The organism is Loktanella salsilacus (assembly GCF_900114485.1).
GTDB lineage: Bacteria > Pseudomonadota > Alphaproteobacteria > Rhodobacterales > Rhodobacteraceae > Loktanella > Loktanella salsilacus.
In genome coordinates, this window is sequence record NZ_FOTF01000010.1 from 72624 (window position 1) to 91255 (window position 18632).

At 62.1% G+C, this 18632-nt stretch carries 16 protein-coding genes; 7 read left to right on the forward strand and 9 right to left on the reverse strand.

Annotation, left to right across the window (positions count from 1 at the left end; all coding sequences use genetic code 11):
* Positions 1-5 precede the first annotated feature (5 nt).
* Positions 6-1358, forward strand: coding sequence for an amidase (locus tag BM131_RS10615; RefSeq protein ID WP_245754212.1), 1353 nt, complete (start codon positions 6-8; stop codon positions 1356-1358).
* On the opposite strand, the gene BM131_RS10620 is transcribed toward BM131_RS10615, so the two are convergent.
* The 3 genes from BM131_RS10620 to BM131_RS10630 all read right to left on the reverse strand — a co-directional run bounded on the left by BM131_RS10620 (position 1318) and on the right by BM131_RS10630 (position 4296).
* Positions 1318-2070 carry a hypothetical protein gene (locus BM131_RS10620; protein WP_090189260.1) on the reverse strand — a complete coding sequence of 251 codons (753 nt, stop codon included), beginning with the start codon at positions 2068-2070 and terminating at the stop codon, positions 1318-1320. The two genes, BM131_RS10615 and BM131_RS10620, sit on opposite strands and share 41 nt — an antisense overlap.
* Entirely contained in the window at positions 2063-2707 is a 645-nt protein-coding gene (locus BM131_RS10625) for an aspartate/glutamate racemase family protein (RefSeq protein WP_245754213.1), read from the reverse strand. Before BM131_RS10625 ends, BM131_RS10620 begins: the two co-directional genes overlap by 8 nt.
* A 299-nt stretch (positions 2708-3006) precedes the next feature.
* Positions 3007-4296, reverse strand: coding sequence for a M23 family metallopeptidase (locus BM131_RS10630; protein ID WP_245754214.1), 1290 nt, complete (start codon positions 4294-4296; stop codon positions 3007-3009).
* 305 nt (positions 4297-4601) lie between these two features.
* On the opposite strand from BM131_RS10630, the gene BM131_RS10635 reads away from it, so the two are divergent.
* From BM131_RS10635 to BM131_RS10645, 3 genes are all read left to right on the forward strand, one after another.
* Entirely contained in the window at positions 4602-5633 is a 1032-nt protein-coding gene (locus tag BM131_RS10635; protein WP_090189262.1) for an RluA family pseudouridine synthase, read from the forward strand.
* 163 nt (positions 5634-5796) lie between these two features.
* Positions 5797-6693 (forward strand): RNA polymerase sigma factor RpoH, encoded by an 897-nt coding sequence (gene rpoH, locus BM131_RS10640; RefSeq protein WP_090189264.1) that lies wholly within the window; start codon positions 5797-5799, stop codon positions 6691-6693.
* 80 nt (positions 6694-6773) lie between these two features.
* Positions 6774-7730, forward strand: coding sequence for a Gfo/Idh/MocA family protein (locus BM131_RS10645; RefSeq protein WP_090189266.1), 957 nt, complete (start codon positions 6774-6776; stop codon positions 7728-7730).
* Positions 7731-7771: 41 nt separating this feature from the next.
* Here BM131_RS10645 and BM131_RS10650 read toward each other — a convergent pair whose 3' ends face one another.
* The 6 genes from BM131_RS10650 to BM131_RS10675 form a co-directional block, all read right to left on the reverse strand.
* Complete coding sequence (locus BM131_RS10650) at positions 7772-9592, reverse strand: M3 family oligoendopeptidase (RefSeq protein WP_090189267.1); 1821 nt, start codon at positions 9590-9592, stop codon at positions 7772-7774.
* Between the two features lie 55 nt (positions 9593-9647).
* Complete coding sequence (locus tag BM131_RS10655) at positions 9648-10697, reverse strand: endonuclease/exonuclease/phosphatase family protein (RefSeq protein WP_090189269.1); 1050 nt, start codon at positions 10695-10697, stop codon at positions 9648-9650.
* 12 nt (positions 10698-10709) lie between these two features.
* Positions 10710-12299 (reverse strand): ATP-dependent DNA ligase, encoded by a 1590-nt coding sequence (locus BM131_RS10660; protein WP_090189271.1) that lies wholly within the window; start codon positions 12297-12299, stop codon positions 10710-10712.
* On the reverse strand, positions 12296-13318 hold the full coding sequence (locus tag BM131_RS10665; protein WP_090189272.1) for a ligase-associated DNA damage response exonuclease: 1023 nt from the start codon (positions 13316-13318) through the stop codon (positions 12296-12298). Before BM131_RS10665 ends, BM131_RS10660 begins: the two co-directional genes overlap by 4 nt.
* Before the next feature lie 197 nt (positions 13319-13515).
* Complete coding sequence (locus BM131_RS10670; RefSeq protein WP_090189274.1) at positions 13516-14451, reverse strand: alpha/beta fold hydrolase; 936 nt, start codon at positions 14449-14451, stop codon at positions 13516-13518.
* Positions 14451-14738: an SCP2 sterol-binding domain-containing protein gene (locus tag BM131_RS10675; protein WP_090189276.1), complete on the reverse strand. Its 288-nt coding sequence runs from the start codon at positions 14736-14738 to the stop codon at positions 14451-14453. Before BM131_RS10675 ends, BM131_RS10670 begins: the two co-directional genes overlap by 1 nt.
* Positions 14739-14810: 72 nt before the next feature.
* On the opposite strand from BM131_RS10675, the gene BM131_RS10680 reads away from it, so the two are divergent.
* From BM131_RS10680 to BM131_RS10690, 3 genes are read left to right on the forward strand one after another with little or no spacing between them, the layout of a single operon-like run.
* Positions 14811-15371 carry a tetratricopeptide repeat protein gene (locus BM131_RS10680; protein ID WP_090189278.1) on the forward strand — a complete coding sequence of 187 codons (561 nt, stop codon included), beginning with the start codon at positions 14811-14813 and terminating at the stop codon, positions 15369-15371.
* A gap of 28 nt (positions 15372-15399) precedes the next feature.
* Positions 15400-18237, forward strand: coding sequence for a helicase-related protein (locus BM131_RS10685; RefSeq protein ID WP_090189281.1), 2838 nt, complete (start codon positions 15400-15402; stop codon positions 18235-18237).
* Positions 18234-18620 carry an RNA-binding S4 domain-containing protein gene (locus BM131_RS10690; protein ID WP_090189283.1) on the forward strand — a complete coding sequence of 129 codons (387 nt, stop codon included), beginning with the start codon at positions 18234-18236 and terminating at the stop codon, positions 18618-18620. Before BM131_RS10685 ends, BM131_RS10690 begins: the two co-directional genes overlap by 4 nt.
* Positions 18621-18632 lie beyond the last annotated feature (12 nt).

Genomic DNA, 18632 nt, shown 5'->3' on the forward strand with positions numbered 1-18632 from the left:
GGGCCTTGGACGATTTAGAACATGCCGATGTCACCGCACTTCTGGCGCAGTTCGCCGCAGGCATGGCCACGCCGAATGATGCCGCGGCGCTGGTGCTGGACCGGATTGCGCGGATTGACCCCAAGCTGAATGCCTATTCCACCCTTTCCCAAACCCTGCTGGCCGAGGCGCAGGCTGCGACGGACCGCTGGGCGCGGGGCGTGCCGCAAGGGCTGCTGGACGGTGTGCCGATCGTCGTGAAGGATAATCTGGTGTCGCGCGGCTTGCCCGCGTCATGGGGCAACGCCGCGCTGTCCACCCGCATGGCCGCGCATGATGAGGTGCCGGTCGCGCGGCTCCGCGCCGCTGGTGCGCTGGTCATCGGTAAGGGCAATACGCCCGAATTTGCCGTCGACGGCTACACGGAAAACCTGACCTTTGGCGTGACCCGCAACCCCTTTGACACCGCTCTGACGCCGGGTGGATCATCCGGCGGGGTGGTGGCGGCGGTGGCCTCTGGCATGGCCTTTGCGGGGCTGGCGACAGACGGCGGCGGGTCGATCCGCAGACCGGCAGGATATACCGGGCTGGTGGGGCTAAAGCCGGGGATTGGCCGCGTCGCCCGGGGCGGCGGCTTGCCGCAACTTTTGCTGGATTTCGAGGTTGCCGGACCCATCGCCCGGTCACTGCGCGATCTGCGGCTGCTGAATGCTGTGCTGTCAGGCCAAGCGGGTCGTGCGCAGGGGCGGGCACAGGGTCGTATTCTTGCAATCCCTGTCATGGGCGATGCGCCGTGTGACCCTGTCATCCTGCAGGCATTCGCGGACATGTGCGAGGCGCTACGCGGGCGGGGACACAGGGTGATCACGGGTGATCTGCCATATGACCTGTCGGACCTGAACGCCGGATGGGGCCATATCGCAGAGGTTGGTTTGGCCGCCTATTTCCAGCAGGACCCTGCTGTTGCTGCTGCAGCGGCGCAGAAATATCAGGCGATGGCAGCGCGGGGCCGTGCCTTTCCCGCCAGCGAATTTCAGGCCATTCAGCACGCTGTAACGGATCTGCGCCGCGCGGCGCAGGGGCTGTGGGGCTATGATGCGATCCTGACGCCGACCTCTGCCGCGCAGCCTTGGCCCGCCCATGAAAGCCACCCGGCGATGATCGCAGGCAAGCCTGCCGGGCCGCGCGGGCATGCGGTCTATACCGGTTGGGTCAATGCCGCAGGCCTGCCCGCCATCGCCTTTCCCGCGACGATTGCGGCGGGATTGCCGATTGGTCTGCAACTGATTGGACCCGCCCAAAGCGAAGGCTGGCTGATGGACGCGGTAGAGCAGATTATTAGTCCGTTTCGCTGGCCGAATTTGCCGCCTGCAGGTTGATCGACACCTCACCAAAGCCCGCGATCCATCCGGTGACGATAGCGTCCGGCGTGAACCAAGGCAGCCCGCATAAGGACCCCGTTATCACCGTCTGACCCACCTGAAGCCCGCCGCAATGGTCCCCAAGATGGGCCAGCAACAAGGCAAGGTTCGCCAGCGCCGACCCGCCCGGCACGGTCGCGGGACCATCAAGGGTGACTTGCGCCTCTGTCCCAAGCCGCGCGTCCTGCGTTCCGAAATCCGACCCGTCCCATGCGGGCAACGCGGGGCCCAGCACCAGACCGGCGTTGATCTGGAAATCGGCAAATTTCAAATCTGCCCGTGTGGCCGCGTCGCCGGTCAGGCGGGTGTCCACCAATTCCAGCGCGATGCAGGGCACGAAATAATCCTGCGGCCGCAGCGGAAGGGTGGCAGCGGGCAGCGGTTGGGTCAGGGTAAAGCCGATCTCAAGCTCGACCCCTAAACGATCCGCGACGATCCGCGTGCCGCCGCCCGCGACGTCATACCGCGACTGGATTGGCGCAATAATCGGCGGGCCTCCATCGGCCGCATGACCGACCTTGAACCCGGTCACAGGCCCAAGCGCCGCACTGACGCGCGATTGGATCGCCAAGACTTGCGCACGCGTCAGCACGTCCCAATCTGGCGTGATACGGGTGCCGTTTTCGTGGGCGTCAATCAGGGCCTGCGCAATGTCAGTCGTGTTAGGCATGTTCGCTTTCGATCAATAGGCGCAATGCACGCGCGGCGCTTAGGATGGGATTAATCAATGGCACGGGGGACGCGGCGCGAAGCCGTTCCGCCGCTGTTCCAAGGGGCCCGCCGCCGATGATGACACAGGCCGCGCCAGCCGCATAGGCCCGGTTGATCTGCGCGAGCAGGGCTGCGTCCAACGCCCCTTGGTTCGACATCAGCGCCGCAGGGTCGGCATCAGCGCAAAAGCATCCAACATAGGTGGCATTGCCCGCGTGGGCCATCATCAGTGCATCAATAGGGGCGGCCAGCGCCGGAGTCGTGGTGGCGACCGCAAAGGGTTGCCCGGCCTGCGCCGCCTGACGCGCGGCGGCTGCACCAATGCCGATCACCGGGCAAGGCGCGCGCTGGGCAAGGCGGGCCGCCCCCGGATCACCGAAGGCAGACACGATGATCCCATCGGGCCACAGGGGTAGGGCGGCACTGGCAATCAGGTCTGCCGCATCAGCAAGCGCCGCTGGGTCGGTAATCAGATCCGGACCCGACGGCGCGGTCCAAGGTGTCGGGGGGGGCCCAAGGCCAACCGCCGCGATCTGGCACATCGCCATGGTGGTGGCCGGATTGTGGTTCGGGTTCATCAACAGGACGTGCGCCAACGTAAAGCCTCGCTTTGATCTGGCTGAGATGGCCCAGCCTACGATGGGAGGGGCTGCTAGAAAAAGTGGGCGCGTTGTCTGTGCGGGATAGGTCGCGCCGCAGGGCGACGGCTGGCATGACATCGCTGAAAGAAACGGCAAAGGTGCTATATTCAGTGCGCCATCTGAATGTGCTTTGCCCTCATCTGCCGCGCATGCGCTGCGATTGCCTGTCAGGCGTTGTTGGACGGTCGCCACTCTCGGCCGTCATTATCAGACGCTTAGGATAGACTACCAAGACCGCCGAAATGCTTTGCGCATTAACCCCTTATCGCAAGCAAACGATCAAGTTTGCTTTTCACGCTGCTTAAGCGCGTGACAGAGCCTGCGGTGGCGGCACCAGTGCCCAAATCGCGCAACCGCGTGTCAGCAAGCGGCGATACTGCTTTGCCACCCACACGGATTTCGTAATGCAGATGCGGCGCGGTCGACGTGCCCGTTGATCCGGCGCGGCCCAGTTCGGTGCCAGCGGTTATGCGGTCGCCGACTTTGATCGCGTCATTCAAGGCGCTCAGGTGGGCATATAGGGTTTGAACGCCGCTCCCGTGGTCAACCTCGACAACCGTTCCGTAACCGCTGCGCTCGCCCATGAAGGCCACTTTGCCTGCTTGGGTCGCTTCCACGGGCGCGCCTTGTTCGGCGGCAAAGTCCAGACCGCTGTGCATCCGCTTTGTCTTGTGGATCGGGTGCATGCGCAGCCCAAACGCGGAACTAAGCCTTGCGCCACGGATTGGTTGCTCGAAGGTCTGCAGCAGCTCGCCGTCTTTCATGATCTGGGTGCGGCGGGAATTGTCGTCCGGCCATAAAATCTCATAGCGGCCGTCGTTCAGATCCAGTTGTGCGAAATCGATGGTCGGTTCCCCCACGACACGGTCGCCCGCGCGGTACTCGCGCCACATCACGCGCATATGCTCGCCGCCGCTCAGCTGCGTGCGCAGATCGAAGGTTTCGTCTAGGATTAGTTCAAGGTCTGTCGCAAAGCGTGTGGGAATCCCGGCGGCCTCTAACGCGCCAAAGATCGAGGTTTTCACAATGGCCTCGCCAGCGCGCGGAACACTGACAAGGTCAGGCGCAAGCCGTTCGACCGAAGGCGCAGGTGCGAAACGCGCCAAAATACGCGAGCCATCTTCGAGTTCGAGCGTCGCCGTGTAAGGCGTGCCCGCGGGGGATGTTTTCAAAGACAGGAGTTGCCCCGGCTTTAGTTGACGTAGGTCAAATTCGGACCCGATCGCGGCGGTCACATCACGGCTGGCGTCTGTGTCGAGTCCCGCCTCGGCCAGAAGTCCTGAAAGGCTGCCACCTGCGTCGACGACGCGCGACCAGCTGACGGTGTCGGCTGCCTGTTCGGGCAAATCGGCCACGGGCGTTGTCACGGCAAAATCGTCGTCACCGGACGTGTCTTGCGCCGTACCACCTGCGGGGGATGGAAGGGCGGCGGCTTCTTTGGCTGGGCCGGGCAGATTGGCCGGTTCGTCAAGCAGCTGCGATACGCTAAACGCAATGCCGCCGGTCACCAGCAGCGCTGTCCAGTATCGTAGTCTTATTAACATTGCATGTCCCGCACCGCCTCGTGCCTCTACGCAGTTTGCGCGAAATACTTTTTAGGGGTTAGTGAAGTGCTCTGCATGATTTTGCAATGAAGGGTGGGCACAACCGGCGGGACCTTGCCTTCACGCTTTGGTGTCTGGCTTTGGCACCTTAGCGTGGTGCCGTCTTGTCCATCTTGCTAGGTGTCTGATGTGCTGGCGCAGATCAGAGCCTTCGGCAAAGGTATTTAAGACCACAAGAAGCCACTGCGTGCTGCGTGACAAGGGCATGCGGGCAGGGTAGGAGGCGCGTTCAAGGAGAGACTGCCATGCCCCAGACCACCGTCGAATTCACCATCCAAGCCAATCCGCTGCCGCGGCTTGATAAAGTTCTGGCGCGCGATGTGCCGGAGGATGCGACGCTCTCACGCTCGCGTCTGGGCAAGCTGATTGCGGACGGTGCGGTGCAGGTGGACGGCGTCGTTGTGACGGACCCGCGCGCGCGGGTGGCCGAAGGGGCGCAGGTCGCGATTACCGTAGAAGAGGCGCAGGAAAGTCACATCGTAGCGCAGGATATTGCGCTGGATATCATCTATGAAGACGACGACCTGATCGTGCTGAACAAGCCTGCGGGCATGGTTGTGCATCCTGCGCCGGGCACGCCGGACGGTACTTTGGTCAATGCGCTGATCCACCATTGCGGCGACGACCTGAGCGGCGTTGGCGGCATGAAGCGGCCGGGGATCGTGCACCGGATCGACAAGGAAACCTCTGGCCTGTTGGTCGTGGCGAAATCCGACGCCGCCCATCAGGGGTTAGCTGCACAGTTCGCGGCCCATACGGTCGAACGGCGCTATCTGGCGGTGTGCTTTGGCATGCCCGACGCGAATGACCCGCGACTGCGCGGCGTAAAGGGCACGAGTTTCGACCCTGGCAATATCCTGAAGGTGCAGACTTTCCTTGGACGGCACAAAAGCGACCGGCAAAAGCAGGCGGTTTCGTTTCAAACCGGGCGCCATGCTGTGACGCGCGTGCGCATTATTGAAACATTGGGTACGCCGGCTGTCGCGACCTTGGTGGAATGCTGGCTAGAGACGGGCCGCACCCATCAAATCCGCGTGCATATGGCCCACTGCGGTCATGGCTTGATCGGTGACCCGGTGTATGGCGGCCGTCAGAAGCTGGCGGAAAAGGCTGTAGGACCAGCAGGCGTGGCCGCTGCGCGTACCTTCCCGCGTCAGGCGCTGCATGCTGCAACCCTTGGCTTTAAGCACCCGATTAGCGGCGAATTCATGGAATTTGCTGCGGAATTACCCGCGGATATGTTACAACTCTTGCAAGATTTGCAGTATAAGGGCTGAAAATCGCTGCTTGATGTGCATTTATGCGCAGACTTTGGTGGTGCGCGACGGAACGCACAGGTTCATACGTTGTTAAACCATTGCACCGAGGATGATTGAAAGACCGCCCTTGGACACCCATATCCATGTTAAGCCCATAAACATTGGGCAGAGGGGAACCGACATGAGCGATTATAAGAATCTTCCGGCGCCGTCACCTGAACAGGGGCTGAACCGCTACATGCAGGCGATCCGCAAGTTTCCGATGCTGGAGCCTGAGAACGAATACATGCTGGCGAAGCGTTGGACCGAAAACGAAGACACCGACGCCGCGCACCAGTTGGTGACGTCCCACCTGCGTTTGGCCGCCAAGATCGCGATGGGCTATCGCGGTTACGGTCTGCCGCAGGCCGAGGTGATTTCCGAAGCGAACGTCGGTCTGATGCAGGCCGTAAAAAAGTTCGACCCTGAAAAAGGCTTCCGTCTGGCGACCTATGCGATGTGGTGGATCCGCGCTGCGATTCAGGAATACGTCCTGCGGTCGTGGTCGATGGTGAAACTGGGCACCACCTCTGCCCAGAAGAAATTGTTCTTTAACCTGCGCAAGGCGAAAAACCGCATCGGCGCGCTGGAAGAAGGCGATCTGCGTCCCGAGAACGTGCAGCGGATTGCGACCGATCTGGGCGTGACCGAAGCCGAAGTCGTGTCGATGAACCGGCGTCTGTCGGGCGGTGATGCGTCGCTGAACGCGACCGTCGGGTCCGAAGGCGAAGGCACGATGCAATGGCAGGATTGGCTGGAAGACGAAGACGCCGATCAGGCTGGCGATTATGAAGAGCGTGACGAGCTGGAAAACCGCCGCGCCATGCTGGCCGAGGCAATGGGCGTTCTGAATGACCGGGAAAAAGACATCCTGATGCAGCGCCGCCTGAACGACGAAACGATCACGCTGGAAGACTTGTCATCGCAATATGACGTCAGCCGCGAGCGGATTCGCCAGATCGAAGTGCGCGCGTTTGAAAAGCTGCAAAAGCGCATGCGCGAATTGGCGGCTGAGAAGGGGATGCTTGAGAGCGTCTAATCCTTTCGCTAGGCTTGTTCTAAATGCTCCCGCCGGTACCTCCGGTGGGAGTTTTCTTTGCCAGATGAAAAGGACACGCGATGCGTTGGGGAATACTCGGGGCGGCGAACTTTGCGCGCCAGCATATGGGGCCGGCGATTCATGCGGCCAAGGGCGCGGAACTGGTGGCGCTTGCAACATCCGATCCGGTCAAGGCGACTGGCTTTAGCGACTTTGCGCCGGGCCTGCGGGTGCACAGCGACTATGATGCGCTGCTGGCGGATGATGGGATTGATGCGGTTTATATCCCGCTGCCGAACCACCTGCATGTGGACTGGACGATCAAGGCGCTGGAAGCTGGCAAACATGTGCTGTGCGAAAAGCCGATTGCGCTGAAAGCCGAAGACATTGACCGGGTGATTGCCGCGCGGGATGCCAGCGGCAAATTCGCGGCAGAGGCGTTTATGATCACGCACCATCCGCAATTCGCCCGCGCCCGTGAATTGGTGCAGGGCGGCAAGATTGGCCAGTTGCGCCACGTCGATGCGCTGTTCAGCTTTAATAACCCCGACGCGGGCAATATCCGCAATAAGCCGGACACAGGCGGCGGGGCGCTGCCTGATATTGGCGTCTATGTCTTGGGGGCCGCGCGGTTCGTGACGGGGGCAGAGCCGGTCGCGGTCACCCATGCGCGGGTCGATTTCGAAGGCGGCGTGGATGTGTTCGCTCAGTTCGCGGCGGAGTTTGAGGGTTTCACCTATTCCGGCCTTGTGTCGACCCGGATGCAGCCCGCGCAGCGCATCACGTTTCACGGTGACAAAGGGATCCTGACCATGACCGCGCCCTTTAATGCGGGCGTTTATGATCAAGCAGAGTTGGTGATTGAGACGCAGAACGGCAGCCGCACGGTCGAACGCTGGCCCGGCGTGAACCAATATGTGTTACAGGTCGAAGCCTTTGCCGCAGCGGCGCTGCACGGCGCGGATTACGCTTGCCCGCTGGAATTCAGCCGCGGCACGCAGGCGATGATGGATATGGTCTACGCCGCCGGCCGCTGAATGAATAAGGCCCCGGCGCAGCGCCGGGGCCTTATGATCGTTTAATCTTCTTCCATCGCCTCTAGCTCGTCGATCATCCCCTCGATCATCGACAGGCCTTTGTCCCAGAATGCCGGGTCAGACGCGTCAAGGCCGAAGGGGGCCAGCAGTTCGGTGTGGTGCTTGGACCCGCCCGCTTTGAGCATATCGAAATACTTGGTTTTAAAGTCGGGATCGCCTTCGGCGTAGACCGCGTAAAGCGCGTTCACCAACCCGTCGCCAAAGGCATAGGCGTAGACGTAGAACGGCGAGTGGACGAAGTGAGGGATGTAGGACCAGAAGGTCTCGTATCCGTCTTGAAAGTCGAACACTGGCCCAAGGCTTTCGGCCTGCACCGACATCCACAGCGCGTTGATATCGTCGGGCGTCAACTCTCCTTGGGCGCGGGCGGCGTGCAGTTTGCATTCGAAATCGTAAAACGCGATCTGGCGCACGACCGTGTTGATCATGTCCTCGACCTTGCCCGCCAGCAGGACCTTGCGTTCTTCTTTGGTCTTTGCCCCTTCGAGCAGTTTTTGGAACGTCAGCATTTCGCCGAACACGGATGCGGTTTCAGCCAGTGTCAGCGGTGTCGACGACAGCAATTCGCCCTGACCCGCGGCAAGGCGCTGGTGGACGCCGTGGCCAAGTTCATGCGCCAAGGTCATCACGTCGCGCGGTTTGCCAAGGTAGTTCAGCATCACATAGGGGTGCACGGTGCTGACGGTGGGGTGGGCAAAGGCACCTGGCGCTTTGCCGGGCTTTACGCCCGCGTCGATCCAGCCGTCGGTAAAGAAGGGCTTGGCCAGTTCTGCCATTTCAGGGGCAAAGTCGGCGTAGGCGTCCATGACGATCTTTTCCGCCTCGGGCCAAGTCACGATGCGGTCAGCGTCCATCGGCAGCGGTGCGTTGCGGTCCCATGTTTCCATCCGCTCTAGTCCCAGCCATTTGGCTTTTAGCGCGTAATAGCGGTGCGACAGGCGGGGGTAGGCGGCGACGACGGCATTGCGCAGCGCCTCGACGACCTCTGGCTCGACATGGTTGGACAGGTGGCGACCGTATTGCGGGGTCGGCATTTTCCGCCAGCGATCCTCGATCTCTTTTTCCTTGGCCAACGTGTTGTGGACGCGGGCAAAGAGTTTGACGTTCTTTGCAAAGACATCGGACAGCGCGCGGCTACCGGCTTCGCGCTTGGTGCGGTCGCGGTCGGTCAGCAAGTTGAGAGTGGATTCAAGGTTCAGCTGTTCGCCGTCCACATCGAACATCAGCGCGGCCATGGTTTCGTCAAACAGCCGGTTCCACGCGGCCGCGCCGACAGTGGATTGGTCGTGCAGGAACTTTTCCATCTCGTCCGACAGCTGATGCGGCTTCATGGCGCGCATGCGGTCAAAGATCGGCTTGTAGCGGCGCAGTTCAGCGTTTTGCGCCAGCAAGTCTGCCAGATGCGCGTCCTCTAGGCGGTTGAATTCCAGACTGTAGAACACCAGCGGCGTTGTGTAGGTGGTCATGCGGTCTTGCGCGTCGGCCATAAACTTGCCGCGCTCGTCATCGGTGGTGATCTGGTAGTAGCGCAGGCCCGCGTAGGACATGATGCGCCCGGCGATGATGTCGATATTCTCGTAGCGCTTGACTGCGTCCAGCAGGCCAGCGGCGTCAAGATCGGCCAGCTTACCTTCGTAGTCGGTCGCGAAATCGGCGCAGGCGGCTTCGAGCCAGTCCATGTCGCGCTTAATCTCGGCGCTGTCGGGGGACGGATAAAGGTCGGTCAGGTCCCATTCGGGCAGATCGCCAAAGGCGGCGGCGCCAGCATCTTGCGGGGCGTCATAGGCGATGGATCGGGTCATGCGGTCATCCTGTCTGATGGTGTTACTTTTGACATAGGTCTTGCGGTGGGTCCTCTCAACCCTTTGCCGCCGCGTCAAAGATGGCTTGCACCGCCCCAGCGTCGCCATCGCGGGGGGCAGCGGGGGTGCCTTCGGCGCTGGTGGTCAGGCACAAATCGGCCTGCACGGGGTAATGATCTGACCCGACGGCGGGCAGGATGGTAAAGTCCAGCAGCCCCGGCCCGCCTTGCCACAGGACCTGATCCAGCGGCCATTTCATCCAGCGACTTTCGGCATCAAAGCTGACCATCGGTCCACGCCCTTGGCGCGGGTCCAGCAAGCCGCCTGTGCGCAGGGCCAGCCGCGAGGTATCGCTCCAACTGGTGGCATTGAAATCACCGGCGACAATGCTGACAGCGTCGCTGTCTTGCGCAAGCTTGGCCGCGGTCAGCACAGCAGCGTCGCGCATGGTGCTGGACTGGCCGATTTGCGGCGGGCGCGGGTGGACGCCGATGAATTGCACGGTTTGGCGCGGGTGTTCGACATCGCCGACAAACAGCGGCGTATCGCTGTCAAAAGGGTATTCAAAACGCGCGTCGGCCAGTGGATAGCGTGAATAGACCTGCATCCCGTAATAGCGGGCATCGATGGGCTGCGCCTGCATGACGTGTTCATAGGTCTGGTTCAGGGGGGCAAGGTCGCGATCCCAGCGGTCGTTGGTTTCCATCACCAGCACGATATCGGCGTTGCTGTCCGTGATCATAGCCAGCACTTGGCCCGCGTCCTGATTGCCCAGTTGCACATTCGTCGACAGCACCCGCAGGCGGCCATCATCGGCGCAGCGCGGGGTGTGGGCGACCATCTTGGCGGCGATGGGCTGATAGGGCCACAGCGTCCAGACCTGCACGCTAAGTGCCCCGAGCGCGGCGGCGGTCACGATGAAACCGCGCCAGCCGGCGATCAGCGCATACAGCGCAGTCAGCGCGGCTAGCCCCGCTGCAATTTGCAGACGCGGAAAGTCTAAGGCGCGCACCCACCATTGGTCGGTGTTCAGCTGCCCGATAATCGTGGCGATGATCAGGACCAGCAGCGGTAAAGCAATGATCCGGGTGATCCAACGACGCATCGGCGCCTCCTGTTATCCGTATTGTGCCAACATCCCCTTCAGGTCTGCTAGCGTATTCGCCTCGCGCAGCGGTTTATCGTGGCGCCAGCGCAGCATCCGAGGGAACCGCAGGGCGACGCCGGATTTATGGCGCGGGCTGGCTTGAATGCCCTCGAACGCAAGCTCGAAGACATGTTCTGCCGTGACTTGCCGCACTGGGCCGAATTTCTGCAAGGTGTTCTTGCGTACCCAAGCGGTGATTTGCCGGAATTCCGCATCCGTTAGGCCGGAATACGCCTTTGCAAAGGGGACAAGGTCGTCGCCGTCCCACACTGCAAAGGTATAATCGGTAAATAGATTGGCGCGGCGGCCTGATCCTTGCTGCGCGTAAATCATCACGGCGTCAATCGTCAGCGGATCAACTTTCCATTTCCACCAGTCGCCCTTTTTGCGTCCCGCAAGGTAAGGGCTGTCGCGCCGTTTTAGCATCACGCCCTCGGCCAGACGGTCCCTGCTGGTGTCGCGCTGGGCGGCAAGGCTGTCCCAATCGGTGAAATCCACGGCAGGCGATAGGCGCAGCGGGGCGCTGTTTGGCGCGGCACCGATGATCTGCGCCAATCGGGCGCGGCGGTCGGCGAAGGGATGGTCGCGGATATCGGTGCCAGCGTCCTCTAGCAGATCATAGGCCATCAGGATCACGGGCGCTTCGGTCAGCAGCTTTTTCGGCACGGTTTTGCGGCCGATGCGGGCTTGCAGGGTGTTGAACGACAAAGGCGCGCCGTCGCGGTAGCCAAGGACTTCGCCGTCGATCACCGTGCCGTCCGGCAGATAGTCGCGCAGCTGCGCCAATTCGGGAAAGCGGTCGGTCATCAGGTCTTCGCCGCGCGACCACAGGTGATGCTCGCCGCCGCGCATGATGAACTGGCCGCGAATGCCGTCCCATTTCCACTCTGCCGACCAATCGCTGGCGGGGCCAAGATCGGCAAGATCCTCTAGCCCGTAAGCAAGGTAGAACGGGTAAGGGCGTGACAGATCAGTGCTGGGATCGGTGGTTTCGATCAGCGCAGCCCACGTCGTTGTATCAAGCGTCCAGTTGCCCATCAGGCGGTGGGTCAGGTTCGCCTCGTCCCCGTTCGTTGCCTGCGCCAGCGCGCGGGTCATCAGTTTGCGGCTGACGCCGACGCGGAATGATCCGGTCAGCAGTTTGGTGAAAAGATAGCGTTGCGGGCCGGGCAGGCTGTCCCATGCGGCAAGGATGCCAGCCTTGCGCGTGTCATCGTCGGTGGCGGACAGGCGGGCAATCTCACCGATCCAATAGGTCAGCGAGCGGTCGTCGGTGCCTGTGGCGTCGGGCAGGATCAGGCTGATGGTTTCCGCCAAATCGCCAACGATGCCGTAGGATTCCTCGAACAGCCATAGCGGGATGCCGCCCCGTTCTGCCGCCCATTCCCGCAGCCGCGTGGCGGTGATGGTGCGTTTGGGGCGGCGGCCGGAAAAGAGGGCGACGGTCCATAACTTGTCGTCATCCGGCGCGGTGCGAAAATAGTCGGCCAAGGCGGCGACCTTGACCGTGGTCTTGGTGGATTCGTCGATGCGGGCGTAAAGGGCGGCAAACTCTTTCATGACTGCTCTGCCGGTGTGTCGTCAGCCTCGTCTACCTGCTCTCCACTATATTCGGTGCTGACGATATGGGCGTCATAGCCTTCCTCTGCCAGCCAGCGCTGAAAGGCAGCGGTGTAGCCGTGGGTGGCGAAAATCTTGGTCGCGCCAGTTTCGCGGATTGCGGTGTTCAGCCCGTCCCAGTCGGCGTGATCGCTGACGACAAAACCCCGGTCCGCCGCCCTGCGTCGCCGCACCCCGCGTAAGGCCATCCAGCCAGAGGCAAAGGCCGTGGACGACGGCCCGAACCTGCGCCCCCAGGACGTGCCAAGCGCGCTGGGCGTGGCGATCACCAGCGCGCCGGGGTGATCGGCACCTTTGGTTTCCGGCGTCACGCGGATGGTATCCGGCAGCTTGACACCCTGCGCCCGCAGCACGGCGTTGGTGTTTTCCACTGCGCCATGCGTCAGGATTGGGCCGATGGCGGGATCAACGCAGGTCAGCAGGCGCTGCGCCTTGCCAAGGGCATAGGCCCCGATGATCGACGTGCGTCCCTCTGCCGCGTTGGCGGCCCACCAGGCGTTGATCTGGGCGGTCAGAGTGGCTTCTTCGAGCCATTTAAAGATCGGCAGGCCAAAGGTGCATTCGGTAATGAAAGCATGGCATTGGACCGGCTCGAACGGTTCCGACAGCCCGTCAGCCACGGTTTTATAATCGCCCGAGGCGACCCAGACCTCGCCCGCGACCTCGACCCGGATCTGGGCCGATCCGGGGACATGGCCAGCGGGGTGGAACGATACCTTGGCCCCGCCGATCTGGCGGGTTTCGCTGTAGCGGATGGTGTCGATCGACACATCGCCAAGGCGGTGCCGCATCACAGGGGCGGCGGCCTGCGTTGCCAGATAGCTTTTCATCCCCCAACGCGAGTGATCGGCGTGGCCATGGGTGATCAGCGCACGGTCTACGGGCCGCCAAGGGTCGATATAAAAATCGCCTGCTGGGCAGTAAATGCCGCTGTCGGTGAAGGTGAGTACATCTGCCATGAAGCGGATTTAGGGCAGGGGGGCGGTTTGGCGAGGGGGATTTACGGCGCGGGCGGATTGCCTTTGCGGGGATCGAGCCTCCGGCGGGAGTATTTGGGGCAAGATGATGGGGGTGAACTGAAATTTTTTGCGATCTGAGCGCTAAGGGTGCCGTAGGCGGGCGGATTTGGGGGGAAACGAAAGCTTGGGGACTTGGCCTAAGTATGTGCGGTGAAGAGGGCGGCGGCGGTGTCGAAAAAACGGCTGCGCACCTCTGGCCCTTCCATCATGGTTTCGTGCTTGCCGCCTTCGACGATTTCCAATGTGCCGCCGGGCCAGCGGGCCATGCGGTCGTGGATGCGGGCGGGGTCGACGATGGATTCGGCGGTGCCAAGAAAGGTTGTCGCGGGCACGCGGGGGGATGCGAGGCGGGACATGCGGCGCATATCAATCAGCGATTCGTTCAGCCAGCGGAGCGATGGGCCGCCCAAGGCGAGATCAGGGTAGGTCGCGAGCTGACGCTGCATATGGGCGAACATCTCTGGATCAGAGGTGAGGGTGTTTTCACCCATTGCGATGCGGTTCAGGTAGGTTTCACGCTCTTGCCCCGGGGCCATGCGGGAATCGAGGCCGACGCGGCGGGCGATGGATGAGATGCCCCAAGCGAAAGGACGCAGGGCGGCGGCCATTTGGATGCCCCACATCGGGGCAGAGAAGACAGCGGCGCGTACCGGCAGGCCTTCGATCAAGGCCCGCAGGCCGATGGCACCGCCCATGGAGTGCGCGATCATATAAAATGGTTTGGGCAGGCCCAGATCGCGGGCATGGGTGAGCATGGCGGCGACGTCTTTTTGGAAATCACCAAAGTCGGCAACGTGGCCCGTCGCGCGGTCGGGTGCGGCGCGATCTGACAGGCCTTGGCCGCGCCAGTCGATCGTGATTGTGGCATAGCCGCGTGCGCGCAGATCAGCGGCTGCGCGGCCATATTTTTCGATATATTCGGTGCGGCCGGGCAGCAGCAGGACTGTGCCGCGATCCGCGTCCGAAACCCAGTGACCGACGCGGATTTTCGCGTTGTCAGTGGTTTGCAGCCAATGCGCCGCCCCTGCATCCGGGCCATCCGCGACGTCCGCATGCAGGGGGGCGTACCGCATTAGGCCAGCACGGCGGCGAGCTGCATCGCCTTGCCCATGTCGCCGTCGATGGTCAGCTTGCCGGTCATAAAGGCGGCGGTCGCGTTTTCTTCGCCGTTCAGGATGCCCTCGAATGTGTCGCGGGATGCAGTCAGGGTCACGTCTGCGTCGTCGTCGCCCGCGCGTGCACCGTCCTGATCGATCATGATCGCGCCTTCGCCTTCGACAACGAACTTGGCCGTGCCGTCAAAGCCGCCGTCCATTTTTTCGTTCAACTGGGCCACGGCCTGGGTGATGACATCGCTCATGTGATTAATCCTTTGTCGCGGTTGTGAGGGAGCGCCACTGGTATCGGGCGCTGGTTACGTTACATTGGATGTATGGCCAAGGTTAGAAAAGTCATCAATCGTGCCGCTGCGGCATTTGTGCTGGGGATCCTCAGCACCGCGCCTGCGTTTGCGCAAACCGCAGAGCTGGACGCGCTGTTTGACCGGTTGGTTCAGGCGGACCCCGAGGAGACATCGCAGATCCAAGGGCAAATCGCGGCGCAATGGTCGCGCAGCGGGTCTGCTGCGATGGATTTGCTGCTACGCCGGGGGCAGGATGCGATCACTGCGGGCGATCTTCCACTAGCGATCCAGCACTATAGCGCGCTGATCGATCATGCCCCTCAGTTTGCCGAAGGCTATAACGGCCGCGCCACGGCGTTTTATCTGTCTGGCCAAATTGGTCCAGCACTGGCCGATATTCAGGACACGCTGGCGCTGAACCCGCGCCATTTTGGTGCCATGAGCGGTCTGGCCGTCATTTTGGAAGAACTGGACCGGCCGCAAGACGCGCTTGAGGTCTATGCGCGAATCCTAAAGATTGCGCCCAACGCGGAAGGTGTGCAGGACGCTGCCGACCGTCTGACTGTCGAAATGGACGGCGTGACCCTGTAAGGTCAGTGCCGTTCCTGCGGGGACCGATATGCAACCATCCCGCGTGACGGCCGTTTTGGGGCCGACAAACACCGGCAAGACTCACTATGCGATCGAGCGGATGCTGGGGCACCGCACGGGGGTCATCGGCTTGCCGCTGCGGCTGCTTGCGCGCGAGGTGTATGACCGCATCGTCAAGGCGCGGGGTCCAGGGGTGGTCGCGCTGGTGACGGGCGAAGAACGCATCGTGCCGCCGCGTACTGCCTATTGGGTCTGCACTGTCGAGGCGATGCCAGAGGGGCTGGGATGCGATTTTCTGGCGGTGGATGAAATCCAGCTTTGCGCCGATGACGCGCGGGGCCATGTCTTTACCGACCGGCTGCTGCATGCACGGGGCCTGCACGAGACGCTGTTCATGGGCGCTGACACCATGCGGCAGGCGATCATCGCGATGATCCCAGAGGTCACGATCATGCGCCGAGAGCGGTTTTCGGAGCTGACCTACGCAGGTTCGAAAAAGCTAAGCCGGATGCCGCCAAGGGCCGCGATTGTCGGGTTTTCGGTTGAAAACTGCTATGCCATCGCCGAATTGATCCGCCGCCAAAAGGGCGGCGCTGCGGTTGTCATGGGCGCGCTATCCCCGCGGACCCGCAATGCGCAGGTCGAGATGTATCAAAACGGCGATGTCGATTATCTGGTCGCCACCGATGCCATCGGCATGGGGCTGAACCTTGATATTAAGCATGTCGCCTTTTCGGCCACGACGAAATTCGACGGCCACCGGATGCGCGAGTTGCGCCCCGACGAGCTGGCGCAGATCGCGGGCCGGGCCGGGCGGCACCTTGCCCCCGGCACCTTTGGCGTGACGGGAGAGGCGCAAGAGCTGGACGAGGGGGTGATCAATCAGATCACCAATCACCAGTTCCAACCGATCAAAAAACTGCACTGGCGCAACTCATCCTTGCAATTCGGCTCTATCAAGCGGCTTTTGCAAACGCTCGAAGAGCGGACTGACAACGACTGGCTGACCCGCGTGCGCGAAAGCGACGATCTGGCAGCCCTGCGCGCGCTGGGCAATGACGAGATTATCGCAGCCCGCGCCAAGGACGGCCCTTCGGTGCGCCTTTTGTGGGATGTGTGCCGCGTGCCGGACTTTCGCGGCATCAGTAAAGGGGAACACGCGGGCCTACTTACGCGTATATTCACTGACTTGCACCAGATCGGTCATATCGACGAAAACTGGTTTGCATTGCAGGTTGCGCGGATTGACCGGGATGACGGCGATATCGACACATTGTCGAAACGATTGGCATATATCCGCACTTGGACCTATGTGGCACAGCGCAAAGGCTGGCTGCGGGACGAAAACCATTGGCGTGACCAGACCCGCGCTGTAGAAGACCGCCTATCGGATGCACTACATGGTGCATTGGCGCAAAGATTTGTGGACCGGCGGACATCCGTATTGCTTCGCCGGCTCAAACAGAAGGAGAGCCTCTTGGCTGACGTAAACGACAAGGGCGAAGTGACGATCGAGGGTGAATTCATCGGTCGTCTTGAAGGTTTCCGGTTCCGTATGGACAAAGCAGGAAGCCCGGACGAGGCCAAGACGCTGCGGCAAGCAAGCGCGCAAGCGCTGGTGCCGCATTTCCATCTGCGGGCGGACCGTTTCTACAACGCCCCCGACACGGAAATGGATTTTACCGAACAGGGTGGCCTGATGTGGGGCGATCAAGCCGTGGGCAAACTGGCCCAAGGCGATGATCCCATGAAGCCCAAGGTCGTCGCTTTTGTTGATGACGAGGCTGGCACGGATGTTGCTGCTAAGGTGCAGCGCCGCCTGCAGCATTTCATCGACCGCAAGGTTGCGACAGCGATGGAGCCGCTGCTGGCGCTGAAAAATGACGACACGCTAACCGGTCTGGCCAAGGGCTTTGCCTTTCGCATGGCCGAACACTTTGGCATCATCCCCCGCGGCGACGTCGCCGACGAGGTGAAGGCGCTGGACCAAGAAGCCCGCGGCGCATTGCGCAAGCATGGTATCCGCTTTGGTCAGTTCACTGTCTTTCTGCCGCTGCTGCTGAAGCCCGCGCCGACACGGCTGCGGCTGGTGCTCTGGTCCCTGCAGAACAACCTGCAGGAATTCCCCGAAAGCCCGCCCCCCGGTCTGGTAACAGTGCCTGCAAGCACGGATGCCCACGCCGGTTATTACGCCATGGCCGGTTACCGCGCCGCTGGCACACGTGCGATTCGCATCGACATGCTGGAACGTCTGGCCGACCTGCTGCGCGACAAAAACAGCAAAACCGGGTTCGAGGCTGTTCCTGACATGCTGTCGATCACGGGCACCACGCTGGACCAATTTGCCGACCTGATGGGCGGCCTTGGTTATGCCGCCGAAAAGGGCGAGCGGGCGAAGGTGAAAGCCGCTGCCGCACCGGCAAAGGCTGAAATCGTCACGCAGCTGGACGCAATCGGCGATTCGACGACTGGTATGGTCGAAGAAGGCAATGCGCCAGAGGTTGAGGCCGCGCCTGCGGTCGAACCCGCCGCTGATGCCGCACCTGCCCCAGAGGCAGAAGCAGACGCTGTGGCACAGGCTGATGCGACTGCTGCAGAGATGGAGGTGTTCTACACCTTCACTTGGGGTGGCCGCGCCGCACGTCAGACGGGTCGTCCCGCTGGTCGCGGTGGTGATGCGCAGCGCAAGCAGGGCGGCGACAAGCCCGCTGGCGACAAGCCGCGCCGGGGCAAGCCGCAAGGCAAGCGCGGGCCAAAGCCTGACGACAAGCCGCAAAACTTTGCCGCGAAGCCGCAGCGGACTGAGAAGAAAATCGACCCGGACAACCCCTTTGCGGCCGCCTTGCAAGGCTTCAAGCCAAGTTGACCGAAGAGCGCGACACGGTCCGGCTGGACAAATGGCTTTGGCATGCGCGGTTCTTTAAATCGCGCAGCATCAGCGCCGGTGTCATCAGCGCGGGCCATGTCCGTGTAAACGGCGCGCCTGCCCCTAAACCCGCAAGGGCTGTGGGGCAGGGCGACGTTTTGACCTTTCCCCAAGAACGCCAAGTGCGTGTGGTCAAGATCATCGCCTGCGGCACCCGCCGGGGCCCCGCGCCAGAGGCGCAAGCGCTGTACGAAGACATGTCACCGCCTGTGGAAAAGACCCCCGCCAATCCGCGATTCGACGGCGGCGGTCGTCCGACAGGTAAAGATCGCCGAGACTTGATGGCTGCCAAGGGCCGGGGCGATCCATTCGCGCTTGAATGATCCCGCCCGCTG

Bases quoted from the DNA above. Each gene is read 5' to 3' on its own strand.
- BM131_RS10620 (WP_090189260.1), bottom strand. From the start codon at position 2,070: ATGCCTAACACGACTGACATTGCGCAGGCCCTGATTGACGCCCACGAA.
- BM131_RS10630 (WP_245754214.1), bottom strand. From the start codon at position 4,296: ATGTTAATAAGACTACGATACTGGACAGCGCTGCTGGTGACCGGCGGC.
- BM131_RS10635 (WP_090189262.1), top strand. From the start codon at position 4,602: ATGCCCCAGACCACCGTCGAATTCACCATCCAAGCCAATCCGCTGCCG.
- rpoH (WP_090189264.1), top strand. From the start codon at position 5,797: ATGAGCGATTATAAGAATCTTCCGGCGCCGTCACCTGAACAGGGGCTG.
- BM131_RS10645 (WP_090189266.1), top strand. From the start codon at position 6,774: ATGCGTTGGGGAATACTCGGGGCGGCGAACTTTGCGCGCCAGCATATG.
- BM131_RS10650 (WP_090189267.1), bottom strand. From the start codon at position 9,592: ATGACCCGATCCATCGCCTATGACGCCCCGCAAGATGCTGGCGCCGCC.
- BM131_RS10655 (WP_090189269.1), bottom strand. From the start codon at position 10,697: ATGCGTCGTTGGATCACCCGGATCATTGCTTTACCGCTGCTGGTCCTG.
- BM131_RS10660 (WP_090189271.1), bottom strand. From the start codon at position 12,299: ATGAAAGAGTTTGCCGCCCTTTACGCCCGCATCGACGAATCCACCAAG.
- BM131_RS10665 (WP_090189272.1), bottom strand. From the start codon at position 13,318: ATGGCAGATGTACTCACCTTCACCGACAGCGGCATTTACTGCCCAGCA.
- BM131_RS10670 (WP_090189274.1), bottom strand. From the start codon at position 14,451: ATGCGGTACGCCCCCCTGCATGCGGACGTCGCGGATGGCCCGGATGCA.
- BM131_RS10675 (WP_090189276.1), bottom strand. From the start codon at position 14,738: ATGAGCGATGTCATCACCCAGGCCGTGGCCCAGTTGAACGAAAAAATG.
- BM131_RS10680 (WP_090189278.1), top strand. From the start codon at position 14,811: ATGGCCAAGGTTAGAAAAGTCATCAATCGTGCCGCTGCGGCATTTGTG.
- BM131_RS10685 (WP_090189281.1), top strand. From the start codon at position 15,400: ATGCAACCATCCCGCGTGACGGCCGTTTTGGGGCCGACAAACACCGGC.